Annotated in this window: 13 protein-coding genes and 4 pseudogenes; 15 read left to right on the top strand and 2 right to left on the bottom strand. The window is 59.4% G+C overall.

Features of this window, described 5'->3' with window-relative positions:
- Positions 1-551 precede the first annotated feature (551 nt).
- From NKH16_RS18965 to NKH16_RS35030, 3 genes and pseudogenes are all read left to right on the top strand, one after another.
- Positions 552-1880 carry a dicarboxylate/amino acid:cation symporter gene (locus NKH16_RS18965; RefSeq protein ID WP_023678259.1) on the top strand — a complete coding sequence of 443 codons (1329 nt, stop codon included), beginning with the start codon at positions 552-554 and terminating at the stop codon, positions 1878-1880.
- A gap of 302 nt (positions 1881-2182) precedes the next feature.
- The gene (locus tag NKH16_RS18960) at positions 2183-3214 is read left to right on the top strand and encodes a LacI family DNA-binding transcriptional regulator (protein ID WP_352542066.1); all 1032 of its coding nucleotides are present in this window, start codon (positions 2183-2185) and stop codon (positions 3212-3214) included.
- Positions 3215-3659: 445 nt separating this feature from the next.
- Positions 3660-3897: pseudogene (locus NKH16_RS35030) on the top strand (IS1634 family transposase); the annotation flags it as partial.
- Between the two features lie 116 nt (positions 3898-4013).
- On the opposite strand, the gene NKH16_RS18955 reads toward NKH16_RS35030, so the two are convergent.
- A complete protein-coding gene (locus tag NKH16_RS18955; RefSeq protein WP_352901025.1) occupies positions 4014-4943 on the bottom strand; it encodes a LysR family transcriptional regulator in 930 nt (309 codons plus the stop codon).
- A 269-nt stretch (positions 4944-5212) separates the two neighbouring features.
- Here NKH16_RS18955 and NKH16_RS18950 point away from each other — a divergent pair, with 269 nt between their 5' ends.
- From NKH16_RS18950 to NKH16_RS18910, 9 genes and pseudogenes are all read left to right on the top strand, one after another.
- Entirely contained in the window at positions 5213-5806 is a 594-nt protein-coding gene (locus NKH16_RS18950; protein ID WP_352472404.1) for a NodA family N-acyltransferase, read from the top strand.
- Entirely contained in the window at positions 5803-6462 is a 660-nt protein-coding gene (gene nodB, locus NKH16_RS18945; protein ID WP_352457035.1) for a chitooligosaccharide deacetylase NodB, read from the top strand. Before NKH16_RS18950 ends, nodB begins: the two co-directional genes overlap by 4 nt.
- Positions 6463-6476: 14 nt before the next feature.
- Positions 6477-7802 (top strand): chitooligosaccharide synthase NodC, encoded by a 1326-nt coding sequence (gene nodC / locus NKH16_RS18940; RefSeq protein WP_352777054.1) that lies wholly within the window; start codon positions 6477-6479, stop codon positions 7800-7802.
- 80 nt (positions 7803-7882) lie between these two features.
- A complete protein-coding gene (gene nodS, locus NKH16_RS18935) occupies positions 7883-8479 on the top strand; it encodes a nodulation methyltransferase NodS (protein ID WP_031194123.1) in 597 nt (198 codons plus the stop codon).
- Positions 8480-8514: 35 nt separating this feature from the next.
- Positions 8515-8760: pseudogene (locus NKH16_RS18930) on the top strand (carbamoyltransferase N-terminal domain-containing protein); the annotation flags it as partial.
- A gap of 43 nt (positions 8761-8803) precedes the next feature.
- Positions 8804-9715, top strand: a complete 912-nt coding sequence (gene nodI / locus NKH16_RS18925) for a nodulation factor ABC transporter ATP-binding protein NodI (RefSeq protein ID WP_023719311.1) — start codon at positions 8804-8806, stop codon at positions 9713-9715.
- Between the two features lie 3 nt (positions 9716-9718).
- Entirely contained in the window at positions 9719-10507 is a 789-nt protein-coding gene (locus NKH16_RS18920) for an ABC transporter permease (protein ID WP_352457038.1), read from the top strand.
- 67 nt (positions 10508-10574) lie between these two features.
- Positions 10575-11537: a LysR family transcriptional regulator gene (locus NKH16_RS18915; protein WP_352516375.1), complete on the top strand. Its 963-nt coding sequence runs from the start codon at positions 10575-10577 to the stop codon at positions 11535-11537.
- A gap of 8 nt (positions 11538-11545) precedes the next feature.
- Positions 11546-11807, top strand: a pseudogene (locus NKH16_RS18910) (hypothetical protein); the annotation flags it as partial.
- Between the two features lie 77 nt (positions 11808-11884).
- Here the strand turns inward: NKH16_RS18910 and NKH16_RS18905 are convergent.
- Positions 11885-12265 (bottom strand): annotated as a pseudogene (locus tag NKH16_RS18905) (hypothetical protein); the annotation flags it as partial.
- A 444-nt stretch (positions 12266-12709) separates the two neighbouring features.
- On the opposite strand from NKH16_RS18905, the gene NKH16_RS18900 reads away from it, so the two are divergent.
- The 3 genes from NKH16_RS18900 to NKH16_RS18890 all read left to right on the top strand — a co-directional run bounded on the left by NKH16_RS18900 (position 12710) and on the right by NKH16_RS18890 (position 16955).
- Positions 12710-13501 (top strand): calcium-binding protein, encoded by a 792-nt coding sequence (locus tag NKH16_RS18900; protein ID WP_352483785.1) that lies wholly within the window; start codon positions 12710-12712, stop codon positions 13499-13501.
- A 396-nt stretch (positions 13502-13897) separates the two neighbouring features.
- Positions 13898-15667 carry a type I secretion system permease/ATPase gene (locus NKH16_RS18895; RefSeq protein ID WP_352901097.1) on the top strand — a complete coding sequence of 590 codons (1770 nt, stop codon included), beginning with the start codon at positions 13898-13900 and terminating at the stop codon, positions 15665-15667.
- A complete protein-coding gene (locus tag NKH16_RS18890; protein ID WP_352811371.1) occupies positions 15642-16955 on the top strand; it encodes an HlyD family type I secretion periplasmic adaptor subunit in 1314 nt (437 codons plus the stop codon). Before NKH16_RS18895 ends, NKH16_RS18890 begins: the two co-directional genes overlap by 26 nt.
- The last annotated feature ends 29 nt before the right edge of the window (positions 16956-16984 follow it).

Raw genomic sequence — 16984 nt, 5'->3', positions numbered from 1 at the left:
TGGTCGGTCGCGGCAACCGCCATTTCCTCGATATTGATGACGGACATAAGGCGGCGGCATCGCGTGTGAAGGCGCGAAGCTGGCGGTCGAGCGCGGCTTTTTCGGCGGTGCTCGGAACTTCTGAACCGCATCGTCACGGTCAGCACCAGCGGCGTCAATCCCTACGTCTCGACGTCGCTTTCAAGCTGTCGCTGCAGCGGGAGCGCGGCAAAGAACACGGCAATTCTGCGCCCTGGTGCCAGCGATGCGGCCCTTCCCAAAGTCGGCAAACCGAGGAGCCCGCCACGATGTGCAGCAAAACCGCAAGCCAGAGAGATCGACCGGCAATCTGCCGGAGAACATCAAGCGCGTGCTGGACGGCGGCCTTGTCATTCCCGTCTTGTGCCACCGCTCATCCCATCATTGGCGAGCCCAACGTCAGTTCAGGTCATGCGGATCCATTTGGCATGGGTATTGCGGCGGCCTTGGTGCAGCGTTCGACCGGAGCGCCGCGATAGGGAGAAGCCCGGGAGAAGTCACGCCACCTCGATCCGGTCAGGGAGAGAGAAACAGTGTCAGCTGCACAAGTCCGCGGCGCGAGTCCCGCGCCCCGCAAACCCTTCTATGCCAAGCTTTACGCGCAGGTGCTTGCCGCCATCGCCCTCGGCGTCGCAATTGGCTATTTCTATCCGGGGACCGGCGAGAGCCTGAAGCCGCTGGGTGATGCCTTCATCAAGCTGGTCAAGATGATCATCGCGCCTGTCATCTTCCTGACAATTGCGACCGGCATTGCCGGCATGAACGATCTTCACAAGGTCGGCCGGGTCGCCGGCAAGGCAATGGTCTATTTCCTCACCTTCTCGACGCTCGCGCTGATCGTCGGCCTGATCGTCGCCAATGTCGTCCAGCCTGGCGCCGGCCTCAACATCGATCCGGCCTCGCTCGATGTCCAGGCCGTGAATACCTATGCCGCAAAGGCCCACGAGCAGTCGGTCACCGGCTTCCTGATGAACATCATCCCGCCAACGATTGTCGGTGCCTTCGCGGAAGGCGACATCCTGCAGGTGCTGTTCTTCTCGGTTCTGTTCGGCATGGCGCTCGCGATGGCCGGAGAGACGGGCAAGCCTGTCGTTTCCTTCCTTCAGGCGCTCATCGCGCCTGTCTTCAAGCTCGTCGGCATTCTGATGAAAGCCGCGCCGATCGGCGCTTTCGGCGCAATGGCCTTCACCATCGGCAGATATGGCATCGGTTCGGTCGTCAACCTCGCGATGCTGGTCGCGACGTTTTATTTCACCGCCTTCCTCTTCGTGTTCGGGGTTCTCGGCGCGGTCTGCCGCTACAACGGCTTTTCGATCTGTTCTCTTATTCGCTACATCAAGGAAGAGCTGCTGCTTGTCCTCGCAACGTCCTCCTCGGAGGCCGCGCTCCCCTCGCTCATGCAGAAGATGGAGAAGGCGGGCGCCAGGCGTTCGGTTGTGGGTCTCGTCATCCCGGCCGGATATTCGTTCAATCTGGACGGGACGAATATCTACATGACCCTGGCGGCCCTCTTCATCGCGCAGGCGACGAACACGGATCTGTCAATCGGCGATCAGGTGCTGCTGCTGCTCGTTGCGATGCTTTCCTCTAAGGGCGCTGCAGGTGTAACAGGTGCGGGCTTCATCACCCTGGCTGCTACGCTCGCCGTAGTTCCGAGTGTTCCCGTTGCTGGGATGGCACTGATACTCGGCATCGACCGCTTCATGTCCGAATGCCGGGCGCTGACGAATTGCGTCGGCAACGCAGTGGCATCCCTCGTCGTTGCCCGCTGGGAAGGAGAATTGGACCGAGCGCAGATGAAAGCCGCCTTCTGCGGTCATCAGCTTGCCGAGGCATCAAACCGGCTATCCTCCGCCGAGTAAGGGCGACGCACCGCGACCGGTTTCGCCACGCTGGTCACATGACCTGAACGATCGACTCGCAGGCTCTAAACGGCGCCTCACGGACCATGTATCAGAAGCGCTAAATGTGTGAGTGCAAATCATCGCCGCCCTAAGCGAATGAACCTTCCGTTATACCCGGCCGGTCTACGTCTGGAGTAGTCCAATACGCTGTCGATCATTCAGTATGCGGGCGTCTTCACTTTGCCCACCCGAAAGCATTGTCGAATCACGCTAGGTGACAGAGAGCCAGCCTGCGTCAAAAACCAATCAGAATAGGACCCATGACCAAGCGCCCCACAATTACCGATCTCGCCCGCGAAGCCCGAGTCAGCGTAGCAACGGTCGATCGGGTTCTGAACGCCCGCCATCCGGTGCGCGAGGAGACCGCGCGGCGGGTCCACGACGCCGCCCACGCGATCGGCTATCATGCTGCCGGGCTCATCAAGCAGCGCTTGCGGCGAGACCTACCGTGCTACCGTCTGGGCTTCATCTTGAGAAAACCGGCCCAGCATTTCTACCAAGACTTTGCGCGCGAGGTCGAAGCGTCGGTCAATTTGGCCCAGTCCTTCCACGGCATTCCGCTCATCCAATTCGCCCCGTCACATATGCCGAACGACCTAATCGCACCGCTCAAGGATTTGGGCGCACGCTGCCATGCGATCGCGATGGTGGCACCGGACCACCCAAAAATTACAGCAGCGGTTGAGGACCTCAAGGCCAAAGGCATTCCGGTTTTCTCGCTGCTTTCCGACTTCGCCGCCGGCGTGCGACAGGGCTATATCGGCCTCAACAACCGCAAGGTGGGGCGCACGGCCGCTTGGATGGTGTCCAAGGTCGCAAAACGGCCCGGCAAGGTGGCGGTGTTTGTCGGTAGCCATCGTTTCCAGGGGCACGAGCTCCGTGACGTCGGCTTTCGCTCCTATTGCCGTGAGAACGCGCCGACGTTCGAGGTGCTCGATCCGCTTGTGAACCTGGAGAAACGGCAGGTCACCTACGAGGCAACGCTTGATCTCATGCAGCGGGAACCCGAGCTCGTCGGCTTCTATGTCGCCGGCGGCGGCATGGAGGGCGCCATCTCCGCGGTCCGAGAAGAGGGTAAAAGTCGCGATCTCGTCGCGATCGTGAATGAAATCACGCCGGAATCTCGGGCGGCACTCGCTGATAACATCATCACGATGGCGGTCGCCACGCCAATGCGCCGGCTTTCCCAGGAGCTGATAACGCTGATGACGCGGGCTATCGAGACCGGCACTGCTGAAACACCAGGACAGACATTTCTGCCGTTCGACATCCATCTGCCGGAAAATATATGAAACTGATGGCTTCTATCGTAAGCGGGGAGTTTCCTTTCATGAATGAGAGAAAGTTGATTGATTATCCCATCCACGCGGGGTAGCCGCACCCCACAGGCCTCAGCCGCGGCCCAGGATGAAGCGCCGATTGGGTGAACGGATCGGCCGCGCGTTCAGCCCGAAGCGCGAGGTAAATTGCCTACATCCGCAGCGTCGACCTCGACCGCCTTCATTGCCAACATCTCGACGTTGTCGGTGCAGGGCGGTGTCGTCAAGGATGCCTCACGCCAGTAGCCGAGCGAGGCCGGCACAGTCCATTGGTATCGACCTCGTCGACCGCCATCTCCTCGCCTGGCCGCGTGAAAAGCCGCGGCATGGCCGGCAAAGTTGGCATTTGAGTGGGGCTAAACACCTTCTGGGACTTCGCACGCGAAATCGGAGGCGGCAGTCAATTCAGTACCAACCCGGACATGTGTTCTGCTCGTTCCTGGCCCTCGTACTCAGCAAGGAACTGCGCCGCTCTGCCGGGCCAAAGGCCTGACGCCCGAATGGCAACCGCTCCTACGCGATCGCGACCGCCTCCAGGAAGCCACCATCGAAAAGGATGCTCGCGTCGTCACCACCACGTCACGGCCAAAGTGGGCAACGTTTTGAAGGCAGCTGGCATCGCTCTGCCACACAACCTGGACGAACAACTCGCCTGAGATCACCCCCAAAACGTAGTGGTAACACGCGCCGGAGCGCGCCTAACATGCTGATTAATGACATATTCTTGCGGGCGGTGTTTAACTGCCAGGTCGGATGGTCGTGCCCGAGACGCTCAATAGCTTTCAGGCAAAGGCGCCAGGCGAGATGCCTCCTGCAACATCATTTCCCGCATCCACAGGCTTGCCGGATCAGTGTTGTGAAGCGCAGGCCATTGGACGGCCTCCGTGAATGCGGGATGAGGAAGTGGCGGCGGAAGTCCGACAATCCGCAGGGGCGTTGTTTTTGCGAAATGCTGCGCCAGCCGTAAGGGCATGGTCCCGATGCGGTTGGTGCCTGATATGACGGGCGCGATCAGGCTAAAGCCCTGTACGACGACCTCGATACGTCTCTCGAAACCGTGCTCGAGCAAATACCACTCCTCCATGGTGGGCTGCCGGGTGTGCCTGAATTTGAGCACGACATGCCCCATCGACAAGTATCGCTCGAATGTAAGTGGCTCTGACAGCTGCTTGTTCGTGCCGCAGCCTACGCATACGAGCATATCTTCGAACAGGGCTGCGCGAGGATGTTTCGACATGAACACTTCCGGCATAATCAGAAAATCAACGTCGCCGCGCCGGAGAAGCTCCTCGGGGTCGTCGCAAATAGGCAGACATTCGAAGCGGACGGCGGGAGCTTCCCGCGCAGTACGCTCTACGATCCTCTTAAAAAGCACGAGCGTGAGGTAATCGGAAAGCATGATTCGGAAGAGACGATCCGATTGGGCTGGGTTAAAGGCGTCGGAGGAAATAATCGATAGCTGGATGTGCAGCAATGCGTCCCGGACTGCTGGGGCAAGCCCCTCCGCGCGCGGTGTCAAAATGAGCTCGCGGCCGTTCATCGTAAATAGCTCATTGCTGAAGTAGGCGCGTAACCGAGCGACGGCGGCGCTCATGGCCGGCTGGCTCAGGTTAATACTGTTGGCCGCGGCAGTGACTTTACGCTCCCTGATCAGAGCGTCCAGCACAACGAGGAGATTCAGATCCAGCCCCTTAAACCGCATATCCTGATCTATCCAGCGTGTGGATGGGCATCATCTAAACAATCAATTTTACGAATTTACGAACCATGCATTAGAGGAACGTAAATGACCGACGTCAAGCTCAAATCGACGGCGCCGCCACACGGGCGGGAACATCGAGAGAGCTCATTGGCGAGCCCCCACCGGCTGGCTCACCGTCGCTAACGACAACGGTTGAGTGCAGCCAACAACGCCGCCGCTTTGGCCGGGTAATGCGGCCCGCAAGAAACTATTTTGAAGAGAGGTCCTGAATGCGCCCTCAGGTGCAGTGGAAATTGTGCTGGGAAAACGAGTTGCAGCTCTCGGACCACGTCGAGCTCGCCCAGTTCTTTCGTAATACCTACGGGCCGACTGGGGCGTCCAACGCAGAACCGTTCGAAGGTAGTCGAAGCTGGGCCGGAGCCAGGCCTGAACTCCGCGCAATCGCCTATGATTCGAGCGGTGTAGCGGCTCACATGGGCATACTGCGCCGTTTCATCAAGGTTGACGCGGTCGATCTGTTGGTGGCTGAGCTGGGCCTGTACGGGGTACGTCCGGATCTTGAGGGTCTCGGAATCGCCCATTCAATCCATGTCATGCTTCCAATACTGCAGGAGCTTGGCGTTCCATTCGCTTTCGGAACCGTCCGGGACGCGCTGCGGAATCATGTTGAGAGGTTCGGGCGGCGATACAGCCCTTTGGCCGTTTTGTCGGGAATTCGCGTGCGCTCCACCCGACCAGAGGCGCGCCTCGACCTGCCGCCCACACGCATCGATGACGCACTCACCATTGTTCTGGCAGTTGGACGGCCGATCAGCGAATGGCCCACGGGCACGATGATCGATCGGAACGGACCAGAGCTATGAGCCGTCCCGATTGCTTGTACGAAGTGCGCCGTGAGTGCTCTGACGGCACCGGCCGTCGCAGCGTTTATCTGACGTTTGACGACGGTCCCAATCCACTTTTCACACCGGAGATTCTGGATGTGTTGGCAGAGCAGCGGGTGCCGGCGACTTTCTTCGTCATCGGCGCCTACGCCTTAGAGCACCCGGATCTAATCCAACGAATGTTTGCAGAAGGGCACGAGCTAGGCAACCACACGATGACTCATCCGGATCTGTACAAATGCGGCTTCGGCGAAGTGCAACGTGAGATCTTTGAAGCGAACGGCGCCATCATGAGGGCGTGCCCTCAGGCCTCGGTGCGCTATATTCGCGCGCCCTACGGGGCCTGGAGCGAAGAAGTCTTCACAGCGTCACAGATCGCCGGGCTGACGGCCCTCCATTGGTCCGTCGACCCTCGAGATTGGTCTCGCCCTGGGGTCGACGCGATTATCGATACCGTGCTCGCCTCTGTCCGGCCGGGCGCAATCGTACTCTTGCACGACGGATGCCCTCCCGGCGAGTTGAGCCAGGGCGCTCACGCCGGTCTGCGCGACCAGACGGTCACGGCGCTGTCCCGGCTGATTCCAGCACTTCATGAGCGCGGATTTGTAATCCGCTCACTTCCTCAACATCACTGAACAAACGAGATCCCATGACTCTTCTTGGTACAACCAGCACTGTGGCCATTTCGCTTTATGCACTGCTCTCGACTGCTTATAAGAGCATGCAGGGGATTTATGCTCTGCCGACAAACGACTCATCGGCGTTGGAGGATCTCGTCGGCTCCGATCAACTGCCCAGCGTGGATGTCATCGTCCCCTGCTTCAACGAGGATCCGCGCACGCTTTCAGAGTGCCTGGCGTCCATTGCAGACCAAGAATACGCCGGAAGACTTCGGGTCTATGTGGTTGATGACGGTTCTGGAAATCGCGAAGCCGTAGGAACTGTCCACGAAACCTACGCGCGCGACCCTAGGTTCGACATCATTTTGCTTCCCGAGAATGTTGGAAAGCGCAAGGCGCAGATCGCCGCGATACGCCGCTCATCCGGGGATTTGGTGCTTAACGTTGATTCAGACACGATACTCGCGTCCGACGTCATCACCAAGCTTGTACCGAAGATGCGAGATCCAGCGGTCGGCGCAGTCATGGGTCAGTTGATTGCCAGTAACCGGAGCGAGAGCTGGCTGACAAGGCTGATAGACATGGAGTACTGGCTGGCTTGCAACGAGGAGCGCGCGGCACAGGCTCGCTTCGGTGCCGTTATGTGCTGTTGCGGCCCATGTGCCATGTACCGCCGGTCTGCGCTCCTTTTGTTACTGGACCAGTACGAGTCGCAATTTTTTCGGGGCAAGCCAAGCGACTTCGGGGAGGATCGCCATCTCACTATCCTCATGCTGAAAGCAGGCTTTCGAACCGAGTACGTTCCGGGCGCCATCGCGGCCACAGTCGTTCCGAACAGACTCGGACCGTATCTGCGCCAACAACTCCGTTGGGCACGAAGCACATTCCGGGACACGCTGCTTGGGCTGCGCTTGCTGCCCGGCCTCAATAGCTATCTCACGTTGGACGTGGTCGGACAGAATCTCGGGCCGCTACTCCTCGCCCTATCGGTACTAACGGGCCTCGCACATTTCGCACTGACAGGCACTGTGCCTTGGTGGACAGGACTGATGATTGTGTCCATGACCATGCTCCGATGCAGCGTGGTAGCATTTCGTGCTCGACAGTTTCGATTTCTGGGCTTTTCCCTGCACACGTTCATCAACATCTTTCTCTTACTTCCCTTGAAGGCCTACGCGCTGTGTACATTGAGCAATAGCGATTGGCTGTCGCGAAGCTCTGCTGTCCCTACATCGAACACTGGGGGAAAACAGGCCCCCACCCAAACTCCGATCACTGGATCAAGCAGGGCAGAATTCTCACCGCATGCGGCTCCGCTTCGCAGGCTCAATCTTGCGCGGATTCTTCGGGATTAGCGCTGTCGAGCAACATCTGCGGCGACGAGTGATCGCTAATTACCTAGGTGGACGAGAGGTGGACGAGTTTGACCCAGAACATGAATCATCAGTTGCTCGATCGGGAATTGGCCGCAGACGATCCGTGGCGCCTCGACGGCAATCCGTTCGAGCGGGAGCGCCACACGCAAATGCTCCAGCTGGCGCTTGCCCAAGGCTCCATTACAAATGCCCTCGAAGTCGGGTGCGCTGCCGGCGCATTCACGGAAAAATTAGCTCCCAACTGCCAAGGGCTCACCGTCATCGATGTCGTGGCGCAAGCGATTGCTCGAGCACGTCAACGGATAAAGGAGCCGTCGCGCATCAACTGGATAGTCTCCGATGTTCAACAGTTTTCGACCGACGAGTTGTTTGACCTGATCGTTGTGGCGGAGGTCCTATACTACCTCGAAGACATAGCCGAGATGCGCGCGGCCGTCAAAAACCTGGTGCGGGTGCTTGCGCCAGGCGGGCATCTGATCTTCGGATCGGCAAGGGATGCTAATTGCCGTCGCTGGGGTCACGCCGCTGGTGCTGAGCCGGTCATCGCCATGCTGAACGAAACGTTGATCGAGGTAGAGCGTCTTGAGTGTCGGGGCGAGTCGGTCAACGAAGACTGCTTGCTCGTCCGTTTCCGGAACCCGCTTTCCGCTTCCTGATCAATCGAATCTATCGCCGTTAACGTGGAGACACTATGCGCATCTGTGGTACCAAGCTGACCCATGATGGGGCGATCGCCCTTGTCGAGGATGGACGGCTCGTCTTCTGCGTTGAGCAGGAAAAGCGGCACAACAATCCGCGTTATCAAACCATCGATAATCTCGACGCAATTGTCGCCGCTTTGGCGGAACAGGGGCTAAATCCTTGTGATGTCGATCAGTTCGTTATCGACGGCTGGGATGGCGAAGACGAGTCACAGTTTCAGGTCCGGCAGGCAACCAAGCAACCGCCAGTCTTGGCGTCCCTCTCGGTAAAATGAACCCATGTCCATGGTAGCGATCGATCTTACTGACGTAAGCAAAACTTATGACAAGCTCGTTGTCGACAGACTGTCGTTCCGCGTTGCGGCGGGGGAATGCTTCGGGCTCCTGGGACCGAACGGTGCGGGCAAAAGCACGATTGCGCGTATGGTCCTCGGCATGACATCGCCTGATGCGGGGAAGATTACTGTGCTCGGCGCTCCAGTGCCGGCGCGCGCGCGTTTGGCACGTATGCGCATCGGCGTGGTCCCGCAGTTCGACAATCTTGATACCGCGTTCACTGTACGCGAGAACCTGTTGGTGTTCGGGCGCTACTTCCGGATGAGCAGACGCCAGATCGAAGCGGTCATACCATCGCTGCTTGAGTTCGCCCGCCTCGAGAACAAAGCGGATGCGCGCGTCGCCGAACTGTCCGGCGGCATGAAGCGGCGCCTGACGCTCGCGCGTGCGCTGATCAATGACCCGCACTTGCTGGTGATGGACGAGCCGACCACCGGCCTCGATCCGCAGGCCCGCCACCTGATCTGGGAACGGCTGCGATCGCTGCTGGCGCGGGGCAAGACTATTCTTTTGACTACCCATTTCATGGAAGAGGCCGAGCGGCTGTGCGATCGGCTGTGCGTTATGGAGGAGGGGCGCAAGATCGCCGAAGGCCGCCCGTCCGCACTCATTGACGAGCAGATCGGCTGTGACGTGGTCGAGGTCTACGGCGGCAATCCGCATGAACTGGGTGCGCTGATCCGGCCGTACGCACAGCGCATCGAGGTGAGCGGTGAGACGCTTTTTTGCTATGCACCCGATCCGGAGCAGGTGCTGGTGCAGCTACGCGGGCGCGCGGGTCTGCGCCTTCTGCAGCGTCCCCCCAATCTCGAGGATGTGTTCTTGCGGCTAACCGGGCGCGAGATGGAGGACTGAACAATGGGCGAACGTTATGCGGCGGCCATGCCCGCCAATGCGTGGAATTGGGTCGCGGTTTGGCGCCGCAACTATCTTGGATGGAAGAAAATCGGGCTTGCATCGGTTCTCGGCAACCTCGCCGATCCGATGATCTATCTGTTCGGTCTCGGCTTTGGCATCGGAACAATGATAGGTCCTATTGAGGGCACGTCGTACATTGCGTTTCTCGCGGCTGGCATGGTTGCCACAAGCGCGATGGCATCGGCGACTGCTGAAACGGTTTACGGGAGTTTCGGCCGCATGGACAACCAGCGCACCTGGGAAGGAATGCTATGCACTCAGCTGACGCTCGGCGATATCTTACTCGGCGAATTGGCGTGGGCAGCCACCAAGGCCCTGATGGCGGGCACAGCAATCACCATTGTTGCCACCACGCTCGGCTACACATCGTGGCCATCCATCCTCTGCTTGCTGCCAGTCATCGCTCTCAGTGGCCTCGCCTTCGCGAGTCTAGCGATGGTCGTCACGGCGCTTGCGCCCAGTTATGAATATTTCATATTTTATAATACGCTTGTTATAACACCCATGCTGTTCCTTTGCGGCGCGATGTTTCCGGTCAACCAGTTGCCCGGCGCTTTTCAGGACGTCGCCTCCTTGTTGCCGCTCGCACATGCAATTGACCTCATTCGTCCGGCGATGCTTGGCCGTCCGGCCGGCAGCATGGGCCTGCATATCGGCGCGCTTTGCATATACACGGTTTTGCCGTTCTTCCTATCGGTTGCTCTATTTCGTCGTCGGCTGATGCGTTGACGCTACTCACCATTCGTAAAATTGATTCTTTGGGCGATGCCCATCCGCGCGTCGGATAGGTCAATACATGCGTTTTAAGGGACTCGATCTAAATCTCCTCGTTGTGCTGGACGCTTTGATCAGGGAGCGTAAAGTCACCGCCGCGGCCCGCAGTATTAACCTGAGTCAGCCGGCCATGAGCGCCGCCGTCGGTCGGTTACGCGCCTATTTCAGCGATGAGCTATTTACGATGAACGGCCGCGAACTCATTTTGACACCGCGCGCGGAGGGGCTCGCCACAGCAGTCCGGGAGGCATTGCTGCACATCCAGCTGTCGATTATTTCCTGGGACGCCTTTAACCCGGCCCGATCGGATCGTCGCTTCCGCATCATCCTTTCCGATTACCTCACACTCGTATTTTTTAAGAAGATCGTAAAGCGTGCTGCGCGGGAAGCTCCCGCCGTCCGCTTCGAATGTCTGCTTATTTCCGACGACCCCGAGGAGCTTCTCCGGCGCGGCGACGTTGATTTTCTGATTATGCCGGAAGTGTTCATGTCGAAACATCCTCGCGCAGCCCTGTTCGAAGATATGCTCGTATGCGTAGGCTGCGGCACGAACAAGCAGCTGTCAGAGCCACTTACATTCGACCGATACTTGTCGATGGGGCAGGTTGTGCTTAAATTCGGGGACACCCGGCAGCCCTCCATCGAGGAATGGTATTTGCTCGAGAACGGTTTCGAGAGACGTATCGAGGTCGTCGTACAGGGCTTTAGCATGATCCCGCCCCTTCTATCAGGCACCAACCGCATCGGGACAATGCCCTTACGGCTGGCGCAGCATTTCGCAAAATTAACACCCCTGCGGATTGTCGAACTTCCGCCGCCACTTCCTGCCGCATTCACGGAGGCCGTCCAATGGCCTGCGCTTCACAATAATGATCCGGCAAGCCTATGGATGCGGGAAATGATGTTGCAGGAGGCATCTCGTATGATTACCCCGCCTAAGAGCACCGGACGTCTCAGTTGTCGGCCGACGACCCCTCGGTTATGAGAGGAGGCATGGATGGCGATTGGGATTGGGCGATTCCTGCATTGTCGAGAACGATGCAGGGAGAGCAGATCCTCAGCCTGAAGAGGTGGCAGCGATGCTGCCGCTGCATGAGCTTGGCTGGGGAACCGACGGGCGAAAGAATTCGGGTGCGCGCGCAACACGGTGCCTCGGTATCTAAGCGAGGGCGGGACTGTTCCGTTTCGCAAGCCTGTGCGGCCGACCGCGTTTGACGGACTGGACGATTGGCTGCGGGAGCGCTTCTTCCCCCATGGCTCGGGCTGGATGACGATCTCGACCCGCTCCAGATGCGCCGGGAACGCCTTGCGCGGTCGAGCAGCACGTCGCGGCTCGCCTGTCGGTCTTGCGGCCTCGAGCTCGGACTCAATCGCGCCGAGCCCGGTCTGGATTTCGTCGAAGGCGAAGGCCTGCTGGTCACGTTCGAGCTTCTCGGAGCTGCGACCGAAGCGGCGCGCTCCAGCTGCTTGACGATCCCATGAAGGTCGGCGATCCGCTCCTGGGCAGGCTCGTTGAGTGTCGCCATCCGGACGATCTCGGCCTTGAGTGTTTCGCTCCGGAGTTGTTGCAGTTTGGCCTTCTCCGCCGCCATGGCGACGAACATCGCCTTGAGCGTATCGATTTCGTGGGGACGGGCCGAAGCGCTTCTCGTCATGACGCCGACAGGAGCTTATTTTGCACGGCCTGAGGCCCGCCTTTTGCGCCTGAGTCACTTCGCCACGGCCTATCCGGCCGACGTCGGACGCCGTCTCCGTTCGGCTCAAACGCGCCAGTCCATGCCTTCGACGAGCGCCATCAGTTCCGCGCGGCAAGCCGGATCACGCCGTTCTCCACCCGCGGCCAGCGGAACTTGTCCTCGTCCAGCGCTTACGGTGCGGGTATGCCGGCGTCGAGCAAACAGAGAGAAGTTTGGGGCCGAACCAGGTCGGCCCCGTTACGAAGTGTTGTCCTGGTGGTTTGAGTGTCGAATCTTCAGATCGATTGCTTGGGCGACCAGCGTCCCCGCCGCCAGCGAGCCCGCAACTGCTCAGCAGAAGGAAGTGAACGTGAGTGCATCCATTTCGTAAATGTGTGTCTATCCAAGCAATCGATTTCTCTAATTATCCGATGAGCAATATGAACGCGTCAGGCAGGGTGCATCATTAGGAGTATTTTCGATGGCAAAGATTATCGAGGGTGGCCCGGGTGCCGAAACACTCATCGGCACCGAGCTTGACGATTGGATGGAGGGTTTCCAGGGCGGTGACTGGATTGACGGTCGTGGCGGCAACGACGAGATCTCGGGTGGCCCGGACAGTGACCGACTCATCGGCGGCAAGGGTAACGACCGCATCTTCGGCGGAGATGGCTGGGACGATCTCTCCGGCGACAACGGCCGCTTCAACCCGCGCGTCTCCGGTGAGGACAATGACAGGCTCAGCGGCGGTCCCGGCCAGGATGTCCTCTACGTGGGTGACGGCCAGGACACGTTGACCGGGGGCACCGACAGTGACACGTTCGTGTTCCAGTTCCACAATCCGGTGCCTGGGGTTGTCGGGTCGAAGTCGGACATTACCACTATCACCGATTTCAACCCGGCGGAGGACAAGTTCGCCTTCGATGCGGTGGGCCTCTACAATGACGGTTTTGGCGCGAACTTCGTCAACAACGCCAGCATACAGTCCGGCTACCCGGTGAGCAGCTTCTACAGTGGTGCGGCCTCAGGTGCGAACGGCGAACACGTCGTGGTAATCACTGGCGAATCTTTCAACTCTGCTTCTGAAGCCGCGAGTGCGATCTCCGGCGAGCACGCCGGCGACATCATTGTCTACCAAAGCAGCTACACCGACAGAGTCGCAACTCTGGCCTATGTCACCGCCGACAACAACGCGCATGAATTCGTCCACCTGGGCGGTGTGGTCACCGTGGCCGACCTAGGCCTGACCGCGTCGGACTTCACCTTCGTTTGATCCAGAAAACCCATACGGAACAGCGCCCCGCCCCCCGGGGGCGGGCGCTTTCCGTTTCCGCTACTTGCGATGGGCCGGGGCGCCCGGGAGCAGTCGCAGCGTGTACAGCTTGACGAAGCCCTGCACGTCGCGCTGGTCGTACACCGAAATCTCCCTGAAGGCGTGGAGGCGGAAGCCTGTTCGGGCCCTTGCGGCCGGCCACGATGACGTTGCCCTTCCAAACCTTCAGCCGGACGGTGTTGTTGTTGACCCGCTCCATTAGATGCCAAACCAAACACATTCGGCGGGAGCACTGATCCTGAATCAGCGCGCGGATGCAGTCGGTTGCCGCTCGGGGAGCAATATAGGGAGCTGGGTCGCCAGATCCTCACGGAGACCTACGTGAGTAACCATTCCTTGAAGGATTCAGCTTTGAGACCTTTCCCTCTGAGTTCCGCTATTTGGGGAATTCTGTTGATCAGCGGCGTGGTCAACGTGCTTGCGCTGATCTCGCCGCTGTTCATGCTTCAGGTCTACGACCGCGTTCTGGCAAGTGGCAGCGTATCGACGCTAGTGGGGCTCGTCGTGCTTGCTGCAGGGCTTTATGCGTTCCAATGCCTGCTCGACGTTTTGCGCGCCCGCGTGCTGCTGCGGATTGGCGAGCGTTTCGATGAACAGTTTTCCGGACGCGTTCACGATGCGATCGTTCGCCTTCCGCTTTTAACGCGCATGCCGGGCGACGGCTTGCAGCCGCTTCGCGATCTCGACAATATTCGCGGATTCTTAGGTGGAAACGGTCCGACAGCGTTCTTCGATCTGCCATGGATGCTGCTTTATCTTGCCATTTGCTTCCTCTTTCATTTCTGGATCGGCATGACGGCCCTTATCGGGGCGATCGGTCTCACATCTCTGACACTTCTTGCCAACACTCTCTCGCAACAACCGATACGCGATACCATTGCCCACAACATGGCACGAAATGGTCTACTGCAAGCAGCGCGTTGCAATGCCGAGGTCGTGCAAGCTCTCGGTCTCGGAAGGCGGATCGCTGCCCGATGGCACACGGCCAATGCCAAGTATCTGGCCGCCAGCCGGAAAGCCGGGGACGTGGCAGGTGGGCTGGGTGCCATTTCAAAGTCGCTGCGCGTGCTGCTGCAATCGGCCATTCTTGCCGTCGGCGCGTACCTTGTGATCAGTCAGGAGGCTACGGCCGGGGTCATGATTGCAAGTTCGATCATGATGGGGCGTGCGCTGGCTCCGGTCGATCTGGCCATTTCAAGCTGGAAACCCTTCCTCATGGCGCGCCAGGGTTGGGCGCGGCTGGAGGACCTCCTGGGAAAGGTTCCTGAAACCGCTCCTGTTATGCCAATGCCTGCACCTGAACGCGAACTCCGCCTCGAAGGCGTGACAATCGTTCCGCCCGGCGAAAGGAAGCCGACCGTGACCGGCCTTGCGTTTGCCGTTCAGGCGGGAAGCGCACTCGGGATCATCGGTGCATCGGGTTCGGGCAAGTCGACACTCTCGCGCGCCATCGTCGGCGCATGGACGCCGGTCGCCGGAAAGGTTCGCATCGACAGCGCAAGCCTCGATCAATGGGACCGGGAAGCGCTAGGCCGTCATATCGGCTATTTGCCGCAAGGTGTTGAACTATTCGACGGCACCATTGCCGAAAACATCGCTCGTCTTGAAGACGATCCTGACCCTGAGGCTATTGTCGCCGCGGCGAAGGCAGCGGGCACGCACGAACTGATCCTCCGATTTGAGCACGGCTACGAAACCCCGATTGGTGAGGCCGGATCGGCACTTTCCGCCGGGCAGCGCCAGCGTGTCGGTCTTGCCCGTGCCCTTTATCGAGACCCTTTCCTTGTTGTGCTCGATGAACCCAATGCCAATCTCGATGCGGAAGGCGAGGCTGCGGTCGTTAAGGCGATCGCCTCCGTGCGCGAGCGCAAGGGCATTGCGGTTGTCGTTGCCCATCGGCCGAGCGCCATCCGCGCCGTGGATTTGGTGTTGGTGATGGAAGGTGGACGGCAGCGAGCATTCGGTGCGCGTGATGAAGCGCTTTCCAAAGTCCTTAAGGGGGCAGCGATGGCATCAGGCGCTGGGGTCAAGGCCATCGAGTCTACACAGGATAACGAGCGCGCTGACATGGAGGATCCCGGTGTCCGGCATTCATCAGAACAATGACGTTTCCAGGTCCATTCGCCGGCATCTGGTGGCGGGCCTGCTGGCGAGCGTGATCTTTGTGGGAGGAGCCGGAGCCTGGGCGGCCTTCACGAATCTGTCCGGCGCGGTTGTCGCGTCCGGACACTTTGTCGTCGATTCCTATGTGAAGAAGGTGCAGCACCCGACCGGCGGGGTGGTGGGAGAAATCCTGGTGAGCGAAGGTGATAAAGTAAAAGCCGGCGACATCCTCATGCGGCTCGACGCCACCCAGACGCGCGCCACTCTCGCTGTAGTCACCAAGCGGCTCGATGAGCTGGCCGCCAACCTGGCACGACTCGAAGCTGAGCGTGACGATCTGGCGGAGATCGCCTTCCCGGACTGGCTGCTCGCCCGCAGAGATGTTCCGGACGTAGCTTCGGCAGTACATGGCGAGACGCGGCTGTTCGAATTCCGCAGACAATCCCGCGACGGAAGGCAGGCGCAGCTAGCGGAACGCATCACTCAATATGAGCACGAGATCGAGGGGCTCAAGGCGCAGGAAATCGCTTGTGAGAAAAGCACCGAGATCCTCCAAAAGGAAATTGCTGCCCTGAGTGGGCTGCGCGTCCAAGGCATTGTCTCGGACCAACGCTTGAACAGTCTGAAGACGCAGGTTGCCACTTTCGGCGGCGAACGCGGTGAGAAGATTGCACAACAGGCACAGAGGGCAGCCCGCATAGCCGAAACGCGCCTGCAGATCCTGCAGATCGATCCGGATTTCAAGACGGAAGTCGGCCAAGAGCTCAGAGAGGTTCAGGCGCAGGTTGGGGAGTATGTTGAGCGCAAGGTGGCGGCTGAACAGGAACTGCGACGGATCGATATTGTCGCGCCGCAGTCAGGCGCCATTCAACAACTCGCAGTTCATACTGTCGGAGGAGTGATCACGCCCGCCGATCCGATTATGCTAATCGTGCCGGAAGGCGACGATCTTGCGCTTGAAGCACGAATCACCCCGAAGGACATCGACCAAATCCAGCTTGGTCACAAGGCCGTGCTGCGGATGTCAGCCTTCAATCTGAGGACCACGCCGGTATTGAACGGATATGTCAGCCGGATCGCAGCCGATCTGGCGACGGACGAAAAAAACGGCGTTTCGTATTACCTGGTGCGTCTGTCGGTTCCGCATGCGGAACTGACGAAGCTCAAGGACCTGACGCTCGTGCCCGGCATGCCGGCCGAAGCGATGATCCAGACGGGCGAGCGTACGGCGCTTTCTTATTTTGTGAAGCCGCTGTCGGACCAAATCAGTCGCGCATTCCATGAGGAATGAAAGTGATCCACAGAAATATTTTGTTGGTA

This window comes from Mesorhizobium sp. M1307 (assembly GCF_040318155.1).
Classification (GTDB): Bacteria; Pseudomonadota; Alphaproteobacteria; order Rhizobiales; family Rhizobiaceae; genus Mesorhizobium.
The sequence above is the reverse complement of the archived record's forward strand: the minus strand, read 5'-3'. Positions and strand labels throughout refer to the sequence as shown.